Source organism: Sphingomonas sp. HT-1 (genome assembly GCF_048568905.1).
In the GTDB taxonomy this organism is placed as follows: Bacteria; Pseudomonadota; Alphaproteobacteria; order Sphingomonadales; family Sphingomonadaceae; genus Sphingomonas.
Genome location: NZ_CP183770.1, coordinates 159,644 through 176,292, shown reverse-complemented (window position 1 = coordinate 176,292; position 16,649 = coordinate 159,644). Strand labels below are relative to the sequence as shown.

General features: G+C 66.9%; 13 protein-coding genes and 1 tRNA gene. 13 read left to right on the top strand and 1 reads right to left on the bottom strand.

Annotation, left to right across the window (positions count from 1 at the left end; translation table 11 throughout):
• Positions 1–17 precede the first annotated feature (17 nt).
• The 6 genes from ACNFJ7_RS00945 to ACNFJ7_RS00920 all read left to right on the top strand — a co-directional run bounded on the left by ACNFJ7_RS00945 (position 18) and on the right by ACNFJ7_RS00920 (position 7,660).
• Positions 18–1,241 carry a serine hydrolase domain-containing protein gene (locus ACNFJ7_RS00945; RefSeq protein WP_026009280.1) on the top strand — a complete coding sequence of 408 codons (1,224 nt, stop codon included), beginning with the start codon at positions 18–20 and terminating at the stop codon, positions 1,239–1,241.
• A gap of 57 nt (positions 1,242–1,298) precedes the next feature.
• The gene (locus ACNFJ7_RS00940; RefSeq protein ID WP_019370379.1) at positions 1,299–3,323 is read left to right on the top strand and encodes a 3-hydroxyacyl-CoA dehydrogenase NAD-binding domain-containing protein; all 2,025 of its coding nucleotides are present in this window, start codon (positions 1,299–1,301) and stop codon (positions 3,321–3,323) included.
• Positions 3,324–3,597: 274 nt separating this feature from the next.
• The gene (locus tag ACNFJ7_RS00935; RefSeq protein WP_019368802.1) at positions 3,598–4,785 is read left to right on the top strand and encodes an acyl-CoA dehydrogenase family protein; all 1,188 of its coding nucleotides are present in this window, start codon (positions 3,598–3,600) and stop codon (positions 4,783–4,785) included.
• A gap of 141 nt (positions 4,786–4,926) precedes the next feature.
• Positions 4,927–6,051, top strand: coding sequence for an acyl-CoA dehydrogenase family protein (locus tag ACNFJ7_RS00930; RefSeq protein ID WP_019368801.1), 1,125 nt, complete (start codon positions 4,927–4,929; stop codon positions 6,049–6,051).
• Positions 6,051–6,929 (top strand): acyl-CoA thioesterase, encoded by an 879-nt coding sequence (locus tag ACNFJ7_RS00925; RefSeq protein WP_019368800.1) that lies wholly within the window; start codon positions 6,051–6,053, stop codon positions 6,927–6,929. Before ACNFJ7_RS00930 ends, ACNFJ7_RS00925 begins: the two co-directional genes overlap by 1 nt.
• Positions 6,930–7,009: 80 nt before the next feature.
• Positions 7,010–7,660 (top strand): CAP domain-containing protein, encoded by a 651-nt coding sequence (locus ACNFJ7_RS00920; protein ID WP_019368799.1) that lies wholly within the window; start codon positions 7,010–7,012, stop codon positions 7,658–7,660.
• Between the two features lie 8 nt (positions 7,661–7,668).
• On the opposite strand, the gene mutL is transcribed toward ACNFJ7_RS00920, so the two are convergent.
• On the bottom strand, positions 7,669–9,507 hold the full coding sequence (mutL, locus tag ACNFJ7_RS00915) for a DNA mismatch repair endonuclease MutL (protein WP_026009016.1): 1,839 nt from the start codon (positions 9,505–9,507) through the stop codon (positions 7,669–7,671).
• Positions 9,508–9,658: 151 nt separating this feature from the next.
• Between mutL and ACNFJ7_RS00910 the strand changes: the two genes are divergently transcribed.
• The 7 genes from ACNFJ7_RS00910 to ACNFJ7_RS00880 all read left to right on the top strand — a co-directional run bounded on the left by ACNFJ7_RS00910 (position 9,659) and on the right by ACNFJ7_RS00880 (position 16,581).
• A complete protein-coding gene (locus ACNFJ7_RS00910) occupies positions 9,659–10,699 on the top strand; it encodes a rod shape-determining protein (protein ID WP_019368797.1) in 1,041 nt (346 codons plus the stop codon).
• Positions 10,700–10,715: 16 nt separating this feature from the next.
• Positions 10,716–11,609: a rod shape-determining protein MreC gene (gene mreC / locus ACNFJ7_RS00905; protein ID WP_019368796.1), complete on the top strand. Its 894-nt coding sequence runs from the start codon at positions 10,716–10,718 to the stop codon at positions 11,607–11,609.
• Complete coding sequence (gene mreD, locus ACNFJ7_RS00900; protein WP_019368795.1) at positions 11,609–12,118, top strand: rod shape-determining protein MreD; 510 nt, start codon at positions 11,609–11,611, stop codon at positions 12,116–12,118. Before mreC ends, mreD begins: the two co-directional genes overlap by 1 nt.
• A 3-nt stretch (positions 12,119–12,121) precedes the next feature.
• On the top strand, positions 12,122–14,149 hold the full coding sequence (gene mrdA, locus ACNFJ7_RS00895; protein WP_019368794.1) for a penicillin-binding protein 2: 2,028 nt from the start codon (positions 12,122–12,124) through the stop codon (positions 14,147–14,149).
• Complete coding sequence (rodA, locus tag ACNFJ7_RS00890) at positions 14,149–15,267, top strand: rod shape-determining protein RodA (RefSeq protein ID WP_019368793.1); 1,119 nt, start codon at positions 14,149–14,151, stop codon at positions 15,265–15,267. Before mrdA ends, rodA begins: the two co-directional genes overlap by 1 nt.
• A 103-nt stretch (positions 15,268–15,370) precedes the next feature.
• Positions 15,371–15,446 (top strand) — tRNA-Lys (locus ACNFJ7_RS00885).
• 160 nt (positions 15,447–15,606) lie between these two features.
• Complete coding sequence (locus tag ACNFJ7_RS00880; RefSeq protein ID WP_201785382.1) at positions 15,607–16,581, top strand: alpha/beta hydrolase; 975 nt, start codon at positions 15,607–15,609, stop codon at positions 16,579–16,581.
• The last annotated feature ends 68 nt before the right edge of the window (positions 16,582–16,649 follow it).

Sequence of the window (16,649 nt, the reverse complement as noted above, 5' to 3'; positions counted from 1 at the left end):
GAGGTATGCCCATCGCAATGCACGTCGACGATCCGATCACCCTAGGCTTCGACCCCGCACGGCTGGCGCGGATCGATGCCTTTGTGAAGGCGCGCTATCTCGATTCGGGCAAGCTGCCGCACGCGCAGTTGCTGCTCGCGCGCGACGGGCGGATCGCGCATTTCTCGCATCAGGGCGCGGCGCGCCAGGGCGGCGCACCGGTCGACGAAACGACGCTGTTTCGCATCGCCTCGATGACCAAACCGATCACCAGCCTCGCCTTCATGCTGCTGCTGGAGGAAGGCCTGGTCGCGCTCGACACCCCGGTCCACCACGTGCTGCCTGAGCTGAAGGGCGTCGGCGTCTATGCCGGCGGCGGAAATGGCGAACCCTTCGTCACTACCCCGACCGCCCAGCCGATGCGGATGGTCGACCTGCTGCGGCATACCGCTGGGCTGACCTACGGGTTCCAGGAGCGCACGCCGGTGGACGCTGCGTATCGCGCCGGGCGGATCGAGAGCTGGCACGGCAACCTGACGCTCGACCAGTTCATCTCGACGCTGGGCACGCTGCCGTTGGAATTTTCGCCGGGTGAGGCCTGGACCTATTCGGTTGCCACCGACGTGCTGGGCGCGGTGGTCGAACGGCTTTCGGGCATGACCCTCGACCGCTTCTTCGCCGAGCGGATCTTCGCGCCGCTGGGGATGCACGATACCTTCTTCCAGGTGCCCGAGGACAAGGTCCATCGCCTCGCCGATTGCTGGACAATGAAGGAAGGCGAAGGCCGGGTGCTCTACGATCGCGGCGAAGCCTCGGCCTGGTCGCGCTTTCCCCGACTGCTCTCGGGCGGCGGCGGGCTGGTGTCGACCGCGCTCGACTATCACCGGTTCAACACGCTGATGCTGAACGGCGGCGAACTGGACGGCGTGCGGCTGGTCTCGCCCAAGACGGTGCAGCTGATGACACTCAATCACCTGCCGGGCAGCCGCGACCTCGCCAGCCTGTCGCGCGGGCTGTTCAGCGAGACGACCAATGCCGGAGTCGGCTTCGGCCTGGGCTTCGCGATCAACCTGGACGTCGCCAAGACCATGATCCCGGGCTCTGTCGGCGAGTTCTACTGGGGCGGCATGTTCTCCACCGCCTTCTTCGTCGATCCCGTCGAGCGGCTGTCGATGGTATTCATGACGCAGTTTTCCCCGTCGATGCTCTACCCGATCCGGCGCGAGCTGAAGACGCTGATTTACTCGGCGCTCACCCGATGAGCGCTGCCCACCCCATCCCGGCCGCGGCCGGAATTGCGAACTAGGGAGTTCGACCACATGTCCGTGATTACCACCAGCCGTCAGGGCAATGTCCTGATCCTCTCCTCCGACAATCCGCCGGTGAACGCGCTCGGCGCGGCGGTGAGGCAGGGGCTGCAGGCCGGCATCGAGGAAGCCAAGGCTGACGACAGCATTCAGGCGGTCGTCATCACCTGCGCCGGCAAGACCTTCTTCGCGGGCGCCGACATCACCGAGTTCGGCAAGGCGATGGCAGAGCCGTCGCTGCCGGTGCTGGTCGACCAGATCGAGGCGCTCGACAAGCCGGTGATCGCGGCCGTCCACGGCACCGCGCTCGGCGGCGGCTGCGAGGTGGCGTTGGCGTCGCACTATCGCATCGCTGTGCCCTCGGCGAAGTTCGGCCTGCCTGAGGTGAAGCTGGGCATTCTCCCCGGCGCGGGCGGCACCCAGCGCATGCCGCGCGTCGCCGGCGTCGAAGTCGCATTGGAGATGGCGACCAAGGGCGATCCGATCTCGGCCACCCAGGCCAAGGAGGCGGGCCTCGTCGACCGCCTTGCCGGTGAGGAAAGCCTGCTCGCCGATGCCGTCGCCTTCGCGAACGAGGTGATCGGCCAGCCGGTCTCGCGCTCCAGCGAGCGCCCGGTCACCGTCGATGCGGAGACCTTCGCCAAGTTCCGCGCGACCAACGCTAAACGCTTCCGCGGGCTCGACGCGCCGAACACGATCATCGACATCATCGAGCAGACCGCCGGCAAGCCCTATGCCGAGGGCGTCCAGGCCGAGCGGATGGGCTTCATGAAGCTGATCATGGGCCAGCAGTCCGCCGCGCTGCGCCACATCTTCTTCGCCGAGCGCAAGGCCGCCAAGATCGACGGCATCGCCGACGACATCCAGCTGCGCGACATTCGCCGCGTCGGCGTGATCGGCGCCGGCACAATGGGCGGCGGGATCAGCATGAACTTCCTGTCGGCGGGCGTGCCGGTGACCATCGTCGAGATGGCGCAGGACGCGCTCGACCGCGGCACCGGCGTCATGCGCAAGAATTATGAGGCGACCGCCGCCAAGGGCCGGATGACCGCCGAGCAGGTCGAGAAGGCGATGGGGCTCTTGAAGCCCACGCTCAACTTCGACGATCTCGCCGAATGCGACCTGATCATCGAGGCCGTCTATGAGAGCATGGACGTGAAGAAGGACGTGTTCGGCCGGCTCGACAAGATCGCCAAGCCGGGCGCGATCCTCGCTAGCAACACCAGCTATCTCAACATCGACGAGATCGCCGCCGCCACCAGCCGCCCGCAGGACGTGGTGGGACTGCACTTCTTCTCGCCGGCCAATGTGATGAAGCTGCTCGAGATCGTCCGCGGCGCCAAGACCGCCGACGACGTGCTGGCGACCGCGATGGCGCTAGCCAAGAAGATCAAGAAGGTCGCGGTGATCGCGGGCGTCTGCTACGGCTTTATCGGCAACCGCATGCTGATGCCGCGCCAGGTGGAAGCCACCAAGATGCTGCTCGAAGGCGCCACGCCCGAGCAGATCGACAAGGTCCATGTCGCCTTCGGCATGCCGATGGGGCCGTTCCAGATGGCCGATCTGGCGGGCGTCGACATCGGCTGGCACCGCGATCCCAATCGCATCGAGAATATCCGCGATGCGCTCGCCGCCGAAGGCCGCTGGGGCCAGAAGAAGGGAGCGGGCTTCTACGATTATGACGAGAAGCGCCAGCCCTCGAACAGCCCGCGCGTCGCCGAGCTGATCGAGGAATGGCGCGGCAAGCTGAACGTGCCGAGCCACGAGATCACCGAGGAAGAGATCGTCGTCCGCACGCTCTACACCATGGTCAACGAAGGCGCGCTGATCCTCGCCGAGGGCATGGCCCAGCGGGCGAGCGACATCGATGTGGTGTGGGTCTATGGCTATGGCTGGCCCCCGTACCGCGGCGGGCCGATGCTCTGGGCCGACAGCGAGGGTCTTAAAAAGATCGTCGAGGGCCTCGAGAAATACGGCTTCGAGGTCGCCCCGCTGCTCCGCGAGAAGGCGGAGAAGGGCGAGAAGTTAAACCGGTGATGCATGCCTTCCCTCTCCCGCCTGCGGGAGAGGGAGGGAGCGGCCGCAAGGCCGCGGAAGGGTGAGGGTGAGTGAGGTAAGATGCAGAGTCACCCTCACCCTACCACCGCCTGACGGCGGGACCATACACTCCTCCCCGGCACGGGGAGGGGGACCAGCCGCAGGCTGGTGGAGGGGCGGCGGACGCAGTCCGCCGTCTGTGACGGCGGCCCCTCCACCACCGCCTCCGGCGGCGGTCCCCCTCCCCGTCCCGGGGGGGGGAATTTGGGAGAGGATGATGACCGAGCAGCTTGAGCAGTTCCGTACGGATACCCGCGCCTGGCTGGAGGCGAACTGCCCGCCCGCGATGCGCGCGCCGATCCGGTCCGAGAAGGACATCGTCTGGGGCGGGCGCAATCCCGACTGGGCGCATCCTGACCAGAAGCTGTGGATGGACCGCATGGCGGAGCGCGGCTGGACGGTGCCCGACTGGCCGACGGAATATGGCGGCGGCGGGCTCTCGCCGGCCGAGACCAAGATCCTGCGCGAGGAAATGAAGCGGATGGGTGCGCGCACCCCGCTCAACAGCTTCGGCATCTCGATGCTCGGGCCGGCGCTGCTGAAGTACGGCACCGAGGAGCAGAAGCTCGAACACCTCCCCAAGATCGCGCGCGGCGAGATCCGCTGGTGCCAGGGCTATTCCGAACCCAATGCGGGCTCGGACCTCGCAGGTCTCCAGACCTGGGCCGAGGATGCCGGCGACCATTATGTCGTCAACGGCCAGAAGGTGTGGACCAGCTATGCCGACAAGGCCGACTGGATCTTCTGCCTGGTCCGCACCTCCAAGGAGACCAAGCAGGGCGGCATCAGCTTCGTGCTGTTCGACATGGCCTCGCCCGGCGTCTCAACCAAGCCGATCCTGCTAATCTCCGGCTACTCCCCTTTCTGCGAAACATTCTTCGACAATGTGAAGGTGCCCAAGTCCCAGCGCGTGCACGAAGAGAACAAGGGCTGGGACGTCGCCAAGTACCTGCTCGGCCATGAGCGCGAGATGATCTCGGGCATGGGGCTGGACCGGGCGGGCGGAAACCCGCTGATCGAGGGCGCGATCGCGACGATCGGGCTGGATGACCAGGGCCGGCTCGCCGATCCGATCCTGCGCGCGCAGATCGCGCTGTTCGAGGTGCGGATGCGCGCCTTCTCGGCGATGTCCGAGCGCTTCCTCGACGAGCTCAAGGCCGGCCGCGCGCACCCCGCCCAGCCGAGCATGATGAAATATGTCGGCACCGAGCTGAACAAGCAGCGCCACGAGCTGATCATGGCAGCGGGCGGATCGGACGCGCTGGAGTGGGAAAGCGAGGCCTCGGCGAAAGGCGCCAGGCCCCGCGCCTGGCTGCGCACCAAGGCCAATTCGATCGAGGGCGGGACGAGCGAGATCCAGCTCAACATCGTCGCCAAGCGCATCCTCGAACTGCCGGGCTGAACCCAAAACTCCCTCTCCCCTCGGGAGAGGGAGGGAGCCGCCGCAGGCGGCGGAAGGGTGAGGGTGATCGACATCCCCTCCCCCAGCCACCCTCACCCCAACCCTCTCCCAAAGGGAGCGGGAGCTTTGAAGGGACAAGCCATGCCGCTCTATCTCAACGACGAACAGACGATGCTCCGCGACACCGCCCGCGCGTTCGTCGCCGAACACGCCCCCGTCCGCCACCTCCGCGCCCTCCGCGACGCCAAGGACCCCACCGGCTTCAGCCGAGACCTGTGGAAGCAGTTCGCCGAGATGGGCCTCACCGGCATCCTGATCCCTGAGACCTCGGGCGGCCTGGGCCTTGGCCATGTTGAGGCGGGCGTCGTGCTGGAAGAGATCGGCCGCAACCTCACCCCCTCCCCCTTCCTCTCCACTGCCGTCGCGGCGGTCGAGGCGCTCAAGGGCACGGCGCACGCCGATCGCTGGTTCCCCGGCATCGTCGCCGGCGAGGCGGTGATCGCCATCGCCCATGACGAAAAGCCCAAGTTCGGCCGCGCCGTTGGCCTGAAGGCCGAGCGCGCCGGCAACGGCTTCCGCCTGACCGGCACCAAGCGCTTCGCCCACCACGCCCATGCCGCCGACCTGATCCTCGTCACCGCCCGCACCGCAGGCAGCGATACCGATGCGGCAGGCATCACCTTGTTCGCGATCGACCCCAAGGCAGCGGGCCTCGACCTCCGCCCCGAGCGCCTCGCCGATTCTAGCCTCGCCGCCCACGCCAGCTTCGACGGCGTCGAAGTCACCGCTGATGCGGTGGTCGACGAGATCGATGGCGGTGCCGACCCGCTCGGCCGGCTGCTGCGGGCCGCCGGGGCGGGTGCCTCGGCCGAACTGCTAGGCGTCGGTGCGGGCGCCACCGACATGACGCTCGGCTACCTGAAGGAGCGCAAGCAGTTCGGCACGTTGATCGGCAGCTTCCAGGCGCTCCAGCATCGCGCCGCGCATCTCTACAGCGAGATGGAGGTCGCCCGCGCCGCTACGCTCAAGGCGCAGCAGCTGCTCGATGCCGGCGAGCCCGCCGACGAGGCGGTCGCCATCGCCAAGGCGATGACCGGGCTTGCCACCACGCTCGCCGTGCAGGAGGGTATCCAGATGCACGGCGGCATCGGCATGACCGACGAATATGACATCGGCTTCTACATGAAGCGCGCCCGCGTGCTGGCCGAGATGTTCGGCGATTCCAACTATCACGCCAATGCGCTGGCGGAGGCGGCCGGCTACTGATGGCTGAACACAAGTCCCCGGAGGAACTGGTCGCCGGCCTCACCGCGCTGCTCGACGTCGAGACGCTCGATACCGATCTCTATCGCGGCGCCCGCCAGCCCGGCGGCGTCGGCCGGGTATTCGGCGGCCAAGTGATCGCCCAGGCGCTGCAGGCGGCGCAGCGCTCGATCGACGATGGCAAGGTCGCGCATTCGCTCCACGCCTATTTCATGCGGCCGGGCGACGAGGATTATCCGATCCTCTACCGCGTGGTGCGCGACTTCGAGGGGCGCAGCTTCGCCAATCGCCGCGTGATCGCGATGCAGAAAGGCAAGCCGATCCTCAACATGGCGGCGTCCTTCCATCTGGCCGAGGACGGGCTCCACCATCAGGATGCAATTCCCGATGTACCCCCTCCAGAGGACCTGCGCTCCGAGGCCGAGATGCGCGAGCAGATGCGCGATCAGATCCCCGAGAAGTTCAAACGCTTCTTCCTGCGTGCCCGCCCGGTCGAGATCCGGCCCGTCAATCCGCGCAACTGGTTCCAGCCGGACCCCCGCGAACCGCGGCAATATAGCTGGTTCCGCGTCGTCGCCCCCCTGCCCGACGATCCAGCCCTCCACCGCGCGATGCTCGCCTATGCCAGTGACATGACGCTGCTCGGCACCTGCATGCTTCCCCACGGCGTGAGCTGGATGAGCGGCCAGGTGCAGACCGCCAGCCTCGATCACGCGCTATGGCTGCACGAGTCGTTCCGCTTCGATGAATGGCTGCTCTACGCCACCGACAGCCCGTGGGCGGGGCATAGCCGTGGCTTCAACCGCGGCAGCATCTACAGCCGCGACGGCCGGCTGGTCGCCAGCGTCGCGCAGGAGGGCCTGATCCGCAACCGAGCATGATGCGTGGACCCCGCCCCCTCCATTCCGCTTGAAGCGACATATTCCGCTAGAGTAACGATCCGCCCGAGGGGTGGAGGTTCATGCGCGTCCGGCTGTGCGAGGTTGTCGCTTTGGCGCTTCTGCTCTGCGCGGTGCCGGCACGCGCGCAGCGCTTGGAAGATCAGCTGATCTTGGGCATCAATGCGGTTCGCCAGGATCCACGCGGCTATGCCGAGCGGCTGCGCTTGTACCGCGGCTACTTCAAGGGTGCGCTGCTGACCATGCCGGGCGATCCGGTACCCATCCTGACTCGCGAAGGTACGGCTGCTGTGGATGAGGCGATCGCCTTTCTCGAGCGGCAGGCACCGCTACCGCCGCTGGAACGGGCGCCGCTGCTCGAGCAGGCGGCGATCGCCTTCGCGCAAGCGCAGGGTGCGATCGGCGGGCGCGGCCATGTCGGCCAGGATGGCTCCACCCCGGGGGAGCGGGTGCGGCGGCTGGGCGGCAACATCTATGTCGGCGAAGGCATCGCATACGGCGAGCCCGATGCAGAAGCCCTGCTGCGCGAGATGGTGGTGGACGATGGCGTGCCCGGTCGCGGCCATCGCGTCCTGCTTTTCGCCGCCGCCTTTCGCTTCGCCGGGGTCGGCTGTGCGCCGCACACAACACTGCAGCATATCTGCGTCGTCGAGATGAGCGCGACGATCGACGGCAGCCCGGTGCGGATTTTGGTGCCCGCACCGCAGCCCTGATCACGGCGCTATTTGCGGCCGAACAGCTTTTCGATATCGCCGTGCGCCAGCTTCACCCAGGTGGGACGGCCATGGTTGCACTGGCCCGAATGCGGCGTGACTTCCATTTCGCGGAGCAGCGCGTTCATTTCCGCCACCGACAGAATACGCCCGGCGCGCACCGACCCGTGGCAGGCCATGGTGGAGGCGACATGATCGAGCCGCTCCTTCAGGCTCAGCGCCTCGTCGAAGCTGGCAAGCTCGTCGGCGAGGTCGGTGACAAGTCCCTGCACGTCCCCGGTGCCCAGCGCCGCCGGCACCGCTCGCACCAGCATCGCGCGCGGGCCGAAGCGCTCGAGATCGAGCCCGAAGGCGCGCAATTCCTCGGCGCGCGCGTCTAGCCGGTCGCAGCCGGGTTCATCTAGTTCAACCACCTCGGCGAGTAGCAGGGCCTGGCTTGGCACGCTGCCCCCGGCCATGGCGCGGCGCATCCGCTCCAGCACGAGCCGTTCGTGCGCAGCATGCTGATCGACCAGGACAAGGCCGTCCTGCGCCTCCGCGACGATATAGGTCTTCGCCACCTGACCACGTGCGACGCCCAGGGGAAAGTCGGTGGCGAGCGGAACTTCGTGGCGCGCGGGCTCGGCACGAGCCTGGGGGGCAGCGGCGAAGAAGGTGCCGGAATCGCGAACGACGCCGGAGTAATGCCTTAGCCCCTCCCCCTCGGGGGAGGGGTTGTGGTGGGGCAGTGTCTCACCGAGACCAGGCTGCGATCTGGGATCGCTCCACCCCACCCCCTCCGCCGAGGATGAGGACGTTGAAGCAGGAACACCGCCCGGTTGCCACAGACCCAGCGCCGCTTCGCTGGGTCGCTGCACGCTGCGGTGTCCGGCCTCGTCGAGCGCCCGCCGCAGCCCGCTGACGATCAGCCCGCGCGCGAGCGCCGGATCGCGAAAGCGCACCTCTGTCTTGGCGGGATGGACGTTCACGTCAACGGCCTCCGGCGGCACGTCGAGAAACAGCGCGACCACCGGGTGCCGATCGCGCGCCAGCATTTCCGCATAGGCGCCGCGGACCGCCCCCACCAGCAGGCGGTCCTTCACGGGCCGGCCATTGACGAACAGATATTGGTGATCGGCAACGCCGCGATTGAAGGTCGGCAGGCCAGCGACACCGCCCAGCACCATCCCCTCGCGTTCGAAATCAATGCCGACGCTGTTTTCCTGCAGCGCCCGGTCGGTCAGCGCGGCGACGCGTGCCGGCCGGCTTTCGCCGCCCTGCACCCCCAACACGCGGCGGCCATCATGCTCCACCGAAAAGGCGATGTCCGGCCGGGCCATGGCAAGCCGCTTCACCACGTCGAGGCTGGCGGCATATTCGGCGCGGGTGGAGCGCAGGAACTTGCGGCGGGCGGGGACTCGACCGAACAGCTGCTCTACCCGCACCCGCGTGCCGGGCGGCAGCGCTGCCGGTCCCTCCGCGATACGCGCGCCATTATCGACGCTGAGCGCCCAGCCTTCAGCGCCGCGCACCCGACTTTCCAGCGCCAGCTGCGCGACGCTGGCGATCGAGGGCAGCGCCTCGCCGCGAAAACCCAACGTTGCGACGTGCTCGATATCGTCGGTCGGCAGCTTGGACGTGGCGTGCCGCTCGAGCGCCAGCGCCATTTCTGCCGGTGCCATGCCGCAACCATCGTCGATCACCTCGATCAACTCGATGCCCCCACCGGCAAGGCGTACGGCGATCCGCGTGGCGCCTGCGTCGATCGCATTTTCGACCAGTTCCTTCAGCGCGCTGGCGGGTCGTTCCACGACCTCCCCTGCGGCGATGCGATTGACGAGATGCTCAGGCAGCCGGCGTATTGACATGGCCATCGCTGTAGCCCAAGCGACGGCCTCCCGCGACCCGCATCAGCATGGCGCCAGGCCGGATTTTCCTCCGTCCCGGAAGGGTTTCGGTCTAAACTTTGTGCGAACAGCCGATCGGGGCGCTACTCGCTCGGCAGGGACGGATCAATCAATGGCTTTCTCCCGCTTTTTCAAATTCATGTCCCACGACATGGCGATCGACCTGGGTACTGCGAACACCGTCGTTTATCTTCGCGGGCGCGGAATCGTGCTCAACGAACCCTCGGTCGTCGCGGTCGAGACGCTGAACGGCGTGAAGAAAGTGAAAGCTGTCGGCGATGATGCCAAGCTGATGATGGGCAAGACGCCGGGCTCGATCGAAGCGATTCGTCCCCTGCGCGATGGTGTGATCGCCGACATCGACGTCGCCGAAGAGATGATCAAGCACTTCATCCGCAAGGTGCATGGGCAGCGCCGCTTCATGCGCTGGCCCGAAATCGTGATCTGCGTCCCCTCGGGCTCAACCTCGGTCGAGCGCCGCGCCATCCGCGACGCCGCCTCGAACGCCGGCGCCAGCCAGGTGTGGCTGATCGAGGAGCCGATGGCCGCCGCGATCGGGGCCGACATGCCGGTGACAGAGCCGATCGGCAGCATGGTCGTCGATATCGGCGGCGGCACGACCGAAGTTGCGGTGCTCAGCTTGCGTGGCTTGGCCTATTCGACGTCGGTGCGGGTCGGCGGCGACAAGATGGACGAGTCGATCGTCTCCTACGTACGCCGCAACCACAACCTGCTGATCGGCGAAGCCACCGCCGAACGGATCAAGCAGGAAGTTGGGGTGGCCAAGCCGCCCGCGGACGGCATCGGCAAGACGATTCACATCAAGGGTCGCGATCTCGTCAACGGCGTACCCAAGGAAATCCAGATCAACCAGGGCCAGATCGCCGAGGCGCTGTCCGAACCGGTCAACACCATCGTCGAGGGTGTCCGCATCGCGCTGGAAAACACCGCGCCGGAACTCGCCGCCGACATTGTCGACCAGGGCATCGTTCTTACCGGCGGCGGCGCTCTGCTGCACGGGCTGGACGAAGTGCTGCGCGACGAAACCGGCCTGCCCGTCACCGTTGCCGAGGATCCGCTGACCTGCGTGGCGCTCGGCACCGGCCGCGCGCTCGAGGATCCGATGTTCCGCGGCGTTCTCCTCCAGGTCTGACGAAAGGCCATCGGCGATGGCGCCGCCACGGAATCGGCGCCCGGGTTTCTCGCGACGGGCGCAATATGGGCTGTTCTTCAGCTATGTGGCGGCGATCGGCCTTTTGCTGATCGGCGGCGGGCTCGTGCTGGTATCCCGCTATAACCCGCAGTTGTTCGCGCCCGCCCGCAGCGCCATCGCCGAAGTGACCACGCCCGTATCGACCGGGCTGGACTGGATCCGGCGCAGCATCGGCGCGGTGCCCGAAGCGATCGGCAGCTATTTCGGCGTGCATGGCGAAAACGTGCGGCTGAAGCGCCAGATCGCCGCCGAGCACGCCGCGCTGCAACGCGCGCTGGGGCTGGAGCGAGAAAATCAACGATTGCGCGCACTGCTCAAGGTACGCGATGCCACGCCGGAGACGATCGTCGTGGCCCGGCTCGTCAATTCCTCTGCCACCAGCACGCGTCGCTACGCCACGCTCAACGCCGGCAGCTGGCAGCGCGTGGCCCAAGGCCAGCCGGTTCGCGACGGCAACGGCCTGATCGGCCAGGTCGTCGAAGCCGGACCGAACGCGTCGCGTGTGCTGCTCGTCACGGATCCGGACAGTACCATTCCGGTGCGCCGTGCCGGCGACGGCCTTCCCGCGATCGTCACCGGCCGCGGCGACGGCACGCTCGACGTACGCGCCGCCAACGCTGCTGCCAATCCGTTCCGACCCGGCGACCTGCTGATCACCTCCGGCACCGGCGGCGTCTTCCCGCCGAACATTCCGATCGGCCGCATCACGCAGACCGGGCGCGACAATGCGACGGCGGCGCCCGCCAGCAACCCCGACATGGCGGACCATGTGATGGTGCTGCGCGTGTTCCTGCCCGAACCCGCGCCACCGCCCCAGGCCTTCCCGGCCCCCAAGCCCAAAGGCCAGTGATGGCGCTCGACCTGACGCCGTTGGGTGTGCCGCCGCCGCGCCCGCGCGCGCGCTGGCTGGCGCCCTTGTCGATCGTCCTCGCTTCGCTGCTCACGCTGCTGCCCGTGGTCGCAACGGTGCCGTTTCTGCCGCCCTTCGGCCTGCTGGTGCTGCTCGGCTGGCGGCTGACCCGCGCCGATGCGCTCCGCGTCTGGATGGCGGCGCCGCTGGGATTGTTCGACGATCTGGTGAGCGGCCAGCCGTTCGGATCGGCGATGTTCCTGTGGATCGCATGCATGTTGATGATCGACGTGCTAGAGACGCGCATCGTGTGGCGGAATTTCTGGCAGGATTGGCTCATTGCCGCGGGTGCGACCGGCTTTGTCCTGATTGCCGGCCGCTTCATCGCCGCGCCGATTTCCGCCAAGGTCGACGCGGCGCTGCTGCTGCAGGCGGGCGCATCGACTATGCTGTTCCCGCTGGTGTCGCGCCTCTGCGCCTGGCTTGATCGCGATGTGCAGAAAGCCTGAGCGATGGTGCGGATCACCGAAGCCACCCAGACCTACAGCTTCTCCCGCCGGGCGGTGGTGCTGGGCGCGGCGCAGGGCGCGGTGGGCATGGTGCTGGCCGGGCGCATGGCGTGGCTGTCGGTGTTCGAGAACGAACGCTATCAGCTTCTGGCGGAGAGCAACCGCGTCAACATGACGCTGATTCCGCCGCGGCGCGGCTGGCTGCTCGATCGCAGCGGCAAGCCGCTGGCCAGCAACCGCACCGATTTCCGCGTCGATCTGATACCCGATCGCATCGTCGACAAGGACAAGCTGCTGGCCGAACTGACCCAGTTGCTGAAGCTGGCGCCTGAGGACCTTGCCCGCATCGAGACGGATCTGAAGCGCGCCGGCGGCTTTCGTCCCGTGCAGGTGGCGGAAAATCTGGACTGGGACCGGTTCGCCGCCATCCTGGTCCGTCAGCCCGAACTTCCGGGGGTGGCCCCCACCCGCGGCTATGCCCGACATTATCCGCTGGGCGCCGGTGTCGGCCATCTGGTCGGCTATGTCGGCACGGCGTCTGCCGAGCAATATAAGCAGGACAAGGATCCGCTGCTCGTTACCCCTGGCTTCAAGCTCGGTAAGGACGGGCTGGAGAAAACGCTCGACAAGCGGCTGCGGGGCAAGCCCGGCGCCAAGCGCGTCGAGGTGACCGCGCATGGCCGCCCGGTGCGCGAGTTGGAAACCCGCGCTGACCACCCGGGCGAAAGCATCAAGCTGACCATCGATGCCGGCCTGCAGGAATATGTCGCGCGACGGCTGGGCACCAATTCGGGCTCGGCGATCGTGATCGACGTGGCGAGCGGCGACATCCTCGCCATGGCATCGATGCCCTCTTACGATCCGAACAGTTTTTCCGACGGCATCAGCCAGACCGAATGGAAGATGCTGTCCGAAGACGATCACGTGCCGTTGATGAACAAGGTTCTGCAGGGTCTCTATCCGCCGGGCTCCACCGTCAAGCCGATGAACGGCCTGGCGCTGATGGCGGCGGGGGTGAGCCCCAGCGAGCGCGTATTCTGTTCCGGGGCAATGCGCGTGGGCAGCGGCGTGTTCCACTGCCACAAGCGCGGCGGGCACGGCCCGATCGACCTGAAGAACGCGATCATGCAGAGCTGCGACATCTATTTCTACGAGATGATTCGCCGCGTCGGGTACGATGCGATCGCGCCCATGGCGCGGATGCTGGGCCTGGGGCAGAAGTTCGACATGCCCTTCACCACCCAGCGCTATGGCACGGTTCCCGACAGCGCCTGGAAGCTGAAAAAGTATCATCGCCCCTGGACGGTGGCGGATTCGCTCAACGCATCAATCGGTCAGGGCTATGTGCTCGCTAACCCGCTGCAGCTTGCGGTGATGGCCAGCCGACTGGCCTCGGGCAAGATTCTGGTTCCGCGGTTGCTGGCCAGGGGCCCTTCGGGCGCATCGCCGCTGCCCGTCAGCGAAGAGCATCTCGCGATCGTGCGCGAGGCAATGTACGGCGTGGTCAATGGCGGCGGCACCGGTGGAGCCGCGCGCATGTACGTACCGGGCGTGAGCATCGCGGCCAAGACCGGCACCGCACAGGTGCGGCGCATCACCATGGCGGAGCGCCGGACCGGCGTGCTGAAGAACGCTGCTCTGCCCTTCAAGATGCGGGACCACGCGCTGTTCGTGTGCTTCGCGCCGGCGGACAACCCGAAATACGCCGCCGGCATCGTGCTGGAGCATAACGGCCACACCGTTCGCAACCTCGATACGCCGCTGATCGGCCGGGACATCATGACCTATCTGTTCGATCGCGACCAGGCGATGAAGACGCTGGCCGAAGTGGAGCCGACCTGGGGCGGCGACTATACGACACGCATGGCCGCCCAGGCCGATGCCTTTCGCCAGGCGCAGAACGCGCCGCCGCCGCCTGCGCCCGAGGACGCGGCAGAGGCGGCGAGCGTCGTCGCTTCCGACGCCGCGAATGCAACCGTCAACACCACGACTTCCAACGTGGCGCCCACCGGCAGCGCGGACCGCGACTGATGGCGCGCCCCGGCGACGGCATCGTTCCCACCCAGGTCGCCCAGCTTCCCTGGCGGGTGCTGTTCCTGGTGCTGGCGATCGGCGGATTCGGGCTGGTCGTGCTCTATTCGGCGGCGGGCGGCAGTGTCCGCCCCTGGGCGATCAATCAGGGCACCCGTTTCCTGTTGTTCTTCGCGGTGGCGATGGGGATGTCGCGCGTGCCGGTGCGAATCTGGTCGCAGGGGGCGTTGCCGGTCTACGGCCTGCTCGTCGTCGCGCTGCTCGGCGTCGAACTGCTCGGCAAGGTGGCCGGGGGCAGCCAGCGCTGGATCAGCCTGGGCGGGTTCCAGTTCCAGCCCTCCGAACTGATGAAACCCATGATCGTGCTGGCGCTCGCCCGCTTTTATGAGATGCTGCCGGCCAGCGAGACGCGCAAGTTCGTGGCGATCTGGCCCGCCTGCGTGCTGATCGGCGTGCCAGCGCTGCTGGTGATCGCGCAGCCGGATCTCGGCACGGGGCTGATGATCACCGGATGCGGCGTGATGGTGATGTTCCTGGCGGGCGTGCCGCTGCGGCTGTTCATTGCCGGCGCGCTATCGGTGGCGGTGGCCGCGCCGCTCGCCTTCAATTTTTTGCTGCACGACTATCAGCGCAACCGCGTGCTGATCTTCCTTGATCCCGAGCGCGATCCACTCGGCACCGGCTATCACATCACCCAATCCAAGATCGCGATCGGATCGGGCGGGATTTTCGGCAAGGGTTTCCTGCAGGGCACGCAGAGCCATCTCGATTACCTCCCCGAAGGCCAAACCGATTTTGCGTTGGCGACGATGATGGAGGAATGGGGGCTGGCCGGGGGGGTGTTCCTGATCATTGCCTTCGGGATGCTGATCGCCTGGGGAATCGGCGTGGGCATGCGCGCCAAGACGCGATTCGGCCGGCTGACCGCGGCAGGGCTGGCCGGCACGATGTTCCTCTACTGCTCGATCAACATGGCGATGGTCATCGGCTTGGCGCCAGTGGTGGGCGTGCCGCTGCCGCTGATCAGTTTCGGCGGCACGGCCGTGATGACGTTCATGCTCTGCCTGGGCCTGCTGCTCTCGATCGATCGTGACGCCCGCACGAAAACGCGCTGGTGATGTTTTTTTGATTTTTGGGCTTTACAAGACGCGAAAGGCGACGCTAAAGGCGCGCCTCCGATGCGGCGGCCCCGAACCAACGGGCCACTGAAGAAGCCGGAATGGACGCATAGCTCAGTTGGTAGAGCAGCTGACTCTTAATCAGCGGGTCCTAGGTTCGAGCCCTAGTGCGTCCACCACTTCCCCTGAAAATCCAGCTACGCCGGTCGGCGAACAGGCACCGCTTCCAATGCGATTGGCTTGATCGTTCGACAATATCCCTCCGCCCAAGCTATCTGGTCCTGCTCCGCGAAGTCGAGATCGGCTGAAGGCGGCTGTGACGGGGACGAAGGAGAGGACGTGCGCAGATTCATTCTGGCTGGCGTGCTACTGACGGCACTGACTGCGACGTCGACGGCGCGGCCGCCGCAGATGGCGGTACAGCCACTCCACGGGCAGTTGCAGGGGCCATTCGAGCTACATTCCCGCATCTACCCCGGCACGGTCCGACGCTATTGGGTCTATGTTCCGGGCGGCTACAATCCGGGGCGGCCGCCCAACCTCCTTCTCTTCCAGGACGGCCAGCGGGCGATCAACCCCGCCGGGCCGCTCCATGTGCCGCACGTCCTCGACACGCTGATCGCGCAGGGCGCAATACCGCCGACGCTCGGCGTCTTCGTGACCCCCGGCCACCGTGCGGCGCGCTACCCGGATTCGCTGGGAATGCAGAACCCGGATCATCGGGCGGAAGAATATGATGCTTTGTCGGACGCCTATTCCCGAATGACGCTCGAAGAGTTGCTGCCGGCCGTGGCGCGGCGCTGGCCTGTCGCCGCGGAGCCGTCGCGCCGAGCCGTCGGCGGCACGTCCAGCGGGGCCATCGCGTCGTGGACGATGGCGTGGCGGCATCCGGAAGCCTTTGGCAACGTCATCAGCTTCATCGGCAGCTACACGTCGATTGGCCTGAACTTCGCGCCCGATGGCAGCCCGCTGACCTATGGCGGCGACATCTATCCCGGCCTGATCCGAAAGAGCGCCATCCGGCCGCTGCGCGTCTTCCTCCAGGACGGGCGCGAAGATCTGGACAATGAACATGGCAACTGGTTCCTGGCGAACCAGCAGATGCTGAAAAGCCTGCAATGGGCCAACGCCCATGCCGACGCCGAAAAGAGGCCAGGCCCGCGCTACGATGTGCGCTATGCCTGGACGGGCGGAGGCCACTCCGATGCCGAAGGCGGCGCGATCCTGCCGGAGGTATTGCGCTGGATCTGGCGCGATCAGCCGGCAGGCCCTGCCTCAACGCGGCCAGACGGTGCCCCCCCAAACTCTCCGTAAGGCCGGGTTCTGATCGCCGACTCCGCTACCTTTGCGACGCGACAAAAGGTGACGTTTCTGTCCGCGTT